We start from the raw sequence: 7200 nt of genomic DNA, 5'->3' as shown, positions 1-7200 counted from the left end.
ACGAGCCCCGCCTCCGGGGTGGCGGGTGGGGGGGGGGTGGTCCCTGTCCGGCGGGGTTGGTGTCAACCGCGCCGACCGGTCCACCTTGCCGTTGGGCAGGGTGGGCAGCCGGTCCAGCCAGACCACGGTCGCGGGAACGAGCGGGGCGGGCAGCACCCCGGCCAGCCGGGCCCGGACGTCGTCGCGCCGCTCGCCGACCAGGTAGCCGACCAGCATCGGGTCCCCGCTCGGCCCGTCCCGCACGGCGGCGGTCGCCTCGCGTACGCCGGGCAGGGCGGCGAGGCGGGCGGAGACCTCACCCAGCTCGATCCGGTAGCCCCGCAGCTTCACCTGGTCGTCGAGGCGACCCAGGTACGCCAACTGTCCGTCCGGGCGCAGCCGGACCCGGTCGCCGGTGCGGTACATCCGCTCGCCGGGGCGGAACGGGTCGGGCAGGAACCGGGCGCGGGTCTCCTCGGGCCGGTCGAGGTAGCCCCGGGCCAGGCCCGCCCCGGCCAGGTGCAGCTCGCCCGCATCACCCGGCGGGACCGGCCGCCCGTCGGGGTCGAGGACGTAGGCCCGGGTCTGCGGCAGCGGCCGGCCGATCGGCGGGTCCCCGCTGTCCGGCGGTACCTCCGCCCAGGTGGAGTAGGTGGTGTCCTCGGACGGGCCGTAGAGGTTGCAGAGCCGGCTTACGTGCGGACGGGCCCAGACCTGGCCGGCCAGCGCGGCGGTGAGTGGCTCGCCAGCGAGGCAGACCGTTCGCACGCTCGCCGGCAGGGCACCGGCGGTGAGCAGTTCCCCCATCGCGGATGGCACGGTGTTGACCAGGGTGACGGGCAGCCGGTCCGCACCGGGGGCGGCGAGGGCCAACACGTCGTCGACGAGCAGCACCCGGCCGCCCCAGCAGAGCGGGCCGAAGATCTCGAAGACGGACAGGTCGAAGCAGACGGAGGTGGCGGCGAGCAGGCCGCCCAGTTCGGCGTCGTCGAAGGCCTGCCGGGTCCAGTGCATGAGCACCGACGCCGAGCGATGTTCGATGGCCACGCCCTTGGGTCGCCCGGTGGAGCCGGAGGTGTAGACGACGTATGCCAGATCCGTCGGCGTCGTCGGCACAGCCGGGTCGGTGCCGTCCCCGGAGAGGTCCAGTCGGTCGGTCGAAACAGCGAGGTCGGGGAACCGGTCAGCGAGGTCTGCGCGGGTCAGCACCAGCCGCGCCCCGGAGTCGGCGGTCATGAAGGCCACCCGGGCCGGCGGGTACGCCGGGTCCAGCGGGACATAGGCGGCCCCGGCCTTGAGGACGGCGAGCAGGGCGACCACCAGTTCCGGCGTCCGCGGCAGGCAGACGCCGACGCGTTCCTCCCGGGTCACCCCGCGCGCGAGCAGGACCCGGGCCAGCCGGTTCGCCGCCTCATCGAGGTCGCGGTACGACCACGCGCGGTCGGCGTGCCGTACCGCCTCCGCCTCCGGGGTCCGGGCGGCCTGCGCGGCCACCATCCGGTGCAGACAGTCCACGTCGGCCGGGCCACCGGTGGCGCGCCGGCTGCCGGTCCGGCGGGTCGGGCCGGCAGGTCGGGCGGGGGCGCTCATCGGCGACCACCGCGCCCGCTCGCCCGGACCGGTCCGTTCGGGTCCGCGCCTCCGCCGCCGTGCAGCGCGAGCCGGCGGTCGGCCTCGGCCTGCAGTTGGTCCTTGTCGGCGACGATGATCGCGCCGGGATCGTTGTCGGGCAGTTCGTCCTCGATGTCGCGGATCGGTCGGTAGGCGATGCCCGCCGCGGCGAGGGCGAGGGCGCAGAAACCGGCCACGATCGCCGCGAGGGCCATGCCGCGGCCCGGGCCGGTGCCGACGACGGCGGACAGCACACCGCCGGGCGACACCAGCGGGGCGAAGACGTGCTCGGCGAGCGGACCGGCGGAGAGGAAGCCGGCGGGCACCATCAGCCAGGACAGCATCTGGGCCATCGACAGCACCCGGCCCTGCAGGTCCAGCCCGACCTTGGCCTGCACGATGGCCAGCCAGTGCGTGTTCACCAGGGCCGTGGCCAGGCCCATGCCGAACAGGCCGAGGGCCGGGAACAGCGGGTTCGGGCGCAGACCGACGGTGAGCAGCGACGCGCCGAGGAGCACGACGCTGGCCAGGATGCCGGTGGTACGCCGGGCCGTGCCGCCCCACACCGCCATGAGGACCGAGCCGACGAGCATGCCGACGCCGCTGGCGGCGAGCACCCGGCCGAGCACCGCCGGGTCGCCGAACGACAGGGTCAGCGGGGTGACCAGGACCTCGACCATGGCGAAGAAGTAGTTCAGCGACGCGGTCAGCACGACCAGGGCCACCAGGCCGTGCCGGCGGACGATGAACCGCCAGCCGCCGAGGACCGCCCGCCGGAACGGTTCCTCGCGCCGCACGAACAGGGCGTCCGGGAAACGGACCGACAGGGTGACGGCCACCGCGACGGTGAAGGTGAGCAGGTCGATGACGACGATCCCGCGTAGCCCGACCGCGATCACCAGCGCACCGCCGAGCAGTGGCGCCAGCACCGTGCTGGTCGCCGTTCCGAGGGCGACGATCCCGTTGGCGCGCCCGTAGTACCGCTTCGGCACGAGCTGCGTGACGGCCGCCAGGTAGGCGGGTAGCTGGAAGGCGGTCGCCACCGCGGTGACGGTGATGGCGGTGAACACGTGCCAGAGCTGGAGCTGGCCGAGCCACAGCAGCAGCGCGAGGCTCACCGTGCCGGTGGCGGCCAGGCAGTCCGCGACGATCATGATCAGCCGCCGGTCCCAGCGGTCGGCCAGCGCACCCGCGACCGGGGACAGCACCACGGCGGGCAGCAGCGCCAGGACGGTGGCCGTGGCGAACAACGAGACCGACCGGGTCTGCTGGTACACCCACAGGCCCATGCCGAAGCCGGTCAGTCCGCTGCCGATGAGGGAGACGAGCTGACCCATGGCGACCAGGTAGAACACCGTCAGGCTGGGCACCGCACGGCGTGCGGCGGGTGGGGTGGCATCCGTCGCCGGCTCCGCGACTGCCGCTGTGGCCACGGCGTCGGCGTGCGGGGACGCGTCGTCGGCCGACGGCTGGGCGGGCACCGCCACGGACGGGTCGCAGGTCGCCAGGATGATGCGCGCCACCTCGGTGGGCTGGTGTTTGGCGAAGTAGTGCCCGGCGCCCTCGATGACCTCCAGCGACACCCGGTCGGAGAAGAACGTCCACTCCAGGTACCGCTCCTGGTACAGCTCGGTGGCGCGGTCGCCGCTGCCGATGACGCTGACGATCGGGGCGGACAGCTTCCGGGGCAGGCCCTCGCCGTAGACAGCGGTGTAGTAGTCCTCGACCTTCGCGGAGTCGGCCAGCACCACCCGCATCACGAAGTCCTTCTCGCGCTCGTCGAAGACCTCGGTGAAGAAGCCCATCGCGCGCAGCGCCTCCAGGGTCCGCCGCTTCGACCACCAGCGCTCCATCGGGAACCATCGGCGCAGCCAGGTGAACAGCCGGCCGGGCAGGCGCGGGGCGGGGAAGTGGGCGCCGACGACCACGCCGGTCAGCTCGACGCCGGCCGCCTCCAGCCGGCGGGCCAGCTCCACCGCCTCGGCGCCGCCCACACAGTGCCCGTACACCGCCACCGGACCGGCGATCTGGTCGACGACCTCGGCGACGCAGCGGTCCACCAACTCGTCCATGTCGAGCAGGGGCTCGTCCGGGCGGTTCAGGTCGTGACCGGGCCGCTCCAGGGCGTACAGCGCGACGCCCGCCGGGAGGGCGTCCGCCAGCGGCTGGAAGGTGATCGCGCTGCCACCGCCGAACGGTACGCAGACCAGCGTCAGCCGCGCCGGCGTCGCCGGCCGCGACGGGGTCAGCTCGTGCAGCAGCCGCCCGACGGAACCCCCGGTGGCGTCCAGGTGCTCGGTCAACGACCGGATCGTCGGATGGCGGAACAGGTCGAGGACGCTGATCGCCGGGTCGTTCCCGGCCAACGCCTTGATGGCCTTGAAGGAGTCGCCGCCGAGGTCGAAGAAGTCGTCGTCGATGCCGACGCTGTCGTAGCCGAGCACCGCCGCCCACCGCTGCGCCAGGGCCTTCCGCAGCGGGGTGTCGGGCGGCGTCGCGCCGACGCCGGCCCCACCGCGGACCGGTGCCGGCAGGGCGGCCCGGTCGACCTTGCGGTTGGCGCTCAGCGGCATCCGGTCGAGCACCACGAACACGGACGGGATCATGTAGTCCGGCAGGTAGGTGCGGGCGAACGCCCGCCACGGCGCCGGGTCGACGTCGAAGTCGGGCACGGGGGCCGGTGTCGCACCGGCGTCCGGTCCGGCCGCGTCGGCCGCCGCGCCGCTCGTGAGCGTCAGGTAGGCGACGATGCTCTTCTCACCGTCGTCCTCGCGGACCACCACCGCGGTGTCGCGGACCGACGGGTGGCGGCGCAGCACCGCCTCGATCTCGCCCAGCTCGATGCGGAAGCCGCGCACTTTGACCTGCGAGTCACTGCGGCCGACGTACTCGATCCGGCCGTCGGCCAGCCACCGGCCGAGGTCGCCGGTGCGATACAGCCGGCCGTCGGAGAACGGGTCCGGCACGAACCGTTGCGCGGTGAGGTCGGGGTCGCCGAGGTAGTCGCGCGCCAGTCCCGCGCCGCCGAGGTACAGCTCGCCCAGGGCGCCCACCGGGACGGGGGAGAGCTGCGGGTCGAGCAGGTAGGCGCGCATGTTGCCGATCGGGCGGCCGATGGTCAGGTGCCCGAAGCCGGGTCCGAGGCGTTCCATGGTGGACCAGACGGCGGCTTCGGTCGGACCGTAGAGGTTCCACAACGCACCGACCCGTTCGGCGAGCTGCCGGGCCAGCGGCGCGGACACCGCCTCGCCGCCGCACACGGCCGTCAGGCCGGGCAGTCCGGTCCAGCCGGACTCGATCAGCAGCCGCCAGGTCGCCGGGGTGCCCTGGGCCAGGGTGACTCCCTCCGCGCCGAGCAGTGCGGCCAGTCGCGGCGCGTCGTAGCCGACGTCGCGTCCCACCAGCAGCATCCGGGCGCCGACCACGAGGGGCAGGAAGAGCTCCGGTACGGACATGTCGAAGGCGAAGCTGGCCATCGCGAGCATCGTGCCGTCACTGGTCAGGCCCGGTCGTTGGCGCATGGCGGCGAGGGTGTTGACGACCGCGCCGTGCGTCACCCGGACCCCCTTGGGGCGCCCTGTGGACCCGGACGTGTAGATCACGTACGCGAGGTGGTCCGGCCCGGCCAGCGGCTCGGGGTCGGTGTCCGGCTCGGCGTCCGGCACCCCACCGGCGAGCAGCACCTCGCCGGCGTACCCGGCGAAACGGTCGGCGAGGCCCGCCTCGGTGACCAGGACGGTGGCGCCGCTGTGTGTCAGTACGTACCGCTGCCGCTCGATCGGATAGTCGGGGTCCACCGGGACGTAGGCACCGCCCGCCTTGAGCACGCCGACCAGCGTGACCGGCAGATCCTCGGAGCGGTTGAGGCAGACGGCGACCGTGTCGTCGGGGCCGACGCCGGCCCGGCGGAGCCGGTGCGCGAGCCGGTTGGCGCGGGTGTTGAGCTGGGCGTAGCTGAGCGTGGTCGTCCCGAACGTCACGGCGGGCCGGTCGGGATTCGTGGTGACCTGGTGTGCGATCAGCTCGACCAGGGTCGGTGTCTCCCCGTCGCGGCCGGGCGTGGCCCAGCCGAGCGGGGTGGCGGTGTCGTTCCACTCGGTGACGCGGGCCAGCTCGGCGGGGGTGAGGACGGTCAGGTCCACCAGCCGGGCGCCGGGGTCGGCGACGGCGGCGGCGAGCAGCGTCTCCAGGTGTCCCATCATCCGCTCGGCGGTGGCCGCGTCGAACAGGTCGGTGTTGTACTCCAACCGGAACCGCAGCCCCTCGGCCACCTCGTACGCGTACAGGGCGAGGTCCTGCTGGGCGATGCCCGGCTCGACGGCGAACGGGACCATCCGCAGCCCGGTCGTCCCCAGATCCCGCTGCTCGGGGAGGTTCAGCAGGTTGAACATCACCTGGAACAGCGGGTTGCGGCTGAGGTCGCGGGGCGCGTCGACGAGGTCCACCAGCCGCTCGAACGGCACCTCCTGGTGGTCGTACGCGCTCAGGGCGGTGCGCCGTACCTGCCGGAGCAGTTCCTCGAAGGTCCAGTCACCGTCGATCGAGGTCCGCAACGGCAGCATGTTGACGAAGAAGCCGACCATCGGTTCGAGCTCGGCGCGGACCCGCCCGGCGACCGGCGTGCCGACGCAGATGTCCCGCTGGCCGGTGTAGCGCCACAGCAGTGCCTTCAGGGCGGACAGCACCGTCATGGCCAGGGTGGCGCCCCGGGCCTGGCTGAACCGGCGCAGTTCGTCGGCGGTCCGTGGGGGTAGGACCCGGGCGTGGACCGCGCCGCGAAAGGTCTGCACGGGGGGCCGGGGCCGGTCGGTGGGCACCTCCAGGACGCTCGCCACCCCGTCGAGCTGCTCGCGCCAGTACCGCATGTCGTCACTGTCGGCGTCCGCCAGCCGGCTGCGCTGCCAGCGCGCGTAGTCGCCGTACTGGACGGCCAGTTCGGGCAGCGGTGAGGGGCGACCGTCCCGGGCCGCGTCGTAGAGGGTGGCCACCTCACCGGCGATGATGCCGAGGGACCAGCCGTCGGAGACGTTGTGGTGCATGGTCAGCGACAGCACGTGCCGGTCGTCGGCGATACGCAGCAGCACGGCCCGGAACAGCGGCCCGCGGGCCAGGTCGAACGGACGTCGGACGTCGGCGGCCAGGGCGGCGTGGGCCCACGGCGGCACCGCGTCGGCGACCGCCGACTCCACGATGCTGCGGGGGACCGGGGTCGTGTCGTCCGCGCCCGTCGGCGCGGACACGATCGGCAGCTCGACCGGACCGGGCGGCAGCACGTCCTGCACGGGGTCGCCGTCGGCTCCGAGCGGGAAGACGGTACGCAGCGACTCGTGCCGTCGGGCCAGCTCCGCGAGGGCCCCGCGCAGCGCGTCGATGTCGAGGGTGCCGTCCAGTAGCAGTGCCGTGCCGACGGTGTAGGCGTTCTGCTCGTACGCCTGGTCGAGGAACCACAGCCGGTGCTGCCCGGAGGAGAGGGGCGCCGGTCCGGCGTCGGGGTCGGCGCGGGGGATGGCCGGCGTCTATCTGCAACGTTCTGCCTCTGGGAAGCAACGGTTCTGGCTGTTACCAAAGTTCTACGGTACCTACCCTTAGTCACCGTGAACCAGCAGCGAG

2 protein-coding genes are annotated in these 7200 nt (G+C 73.5%); both read right to left on the bottom strand.

All coding sequences use genetic code 11. The annotated features are described in order from the left end of the window. Positions 1-1569 (bottom strand): amino acid adenylation domain-containing protein (locus tag AB0I76_RS18755; protein WP_357036757.1); only part of this gene is annotated, 1569 nt, incomplete at its 3' end. Continuing rightward, the gene (locus tag AB0I76_RS18750) at positions 1566-7097 is read right to left on the bottom strand and encodes an amino acid adenylation domain-containing protein (protein WP_357036760.1); all 5532 of its coding nucleotides are present in this window, start codon (positions 7095-7097) and stop codon (positions 1566-1568) included. The genes AB0I76_RS18755 and AB0I76_RS18750, both read right to left, overlap by 4 nt. Positions 7098-7200 lie beyond the last annotated feature (103 nt).

Origin of the sequence: Micromonospora sp. NPDC049799 (assembly GCF_040656655.1) — a bacterium.
GTDB lineage: Bacteria > Actinomycetota > Actinomycetes > Mycobacteriales > Micromonosporaceae > Micromonospora.
Note: the sequence above shows the minus strand (reverse complement) of the source record. Positions and strands in the feature narration are given on the sequence as shown.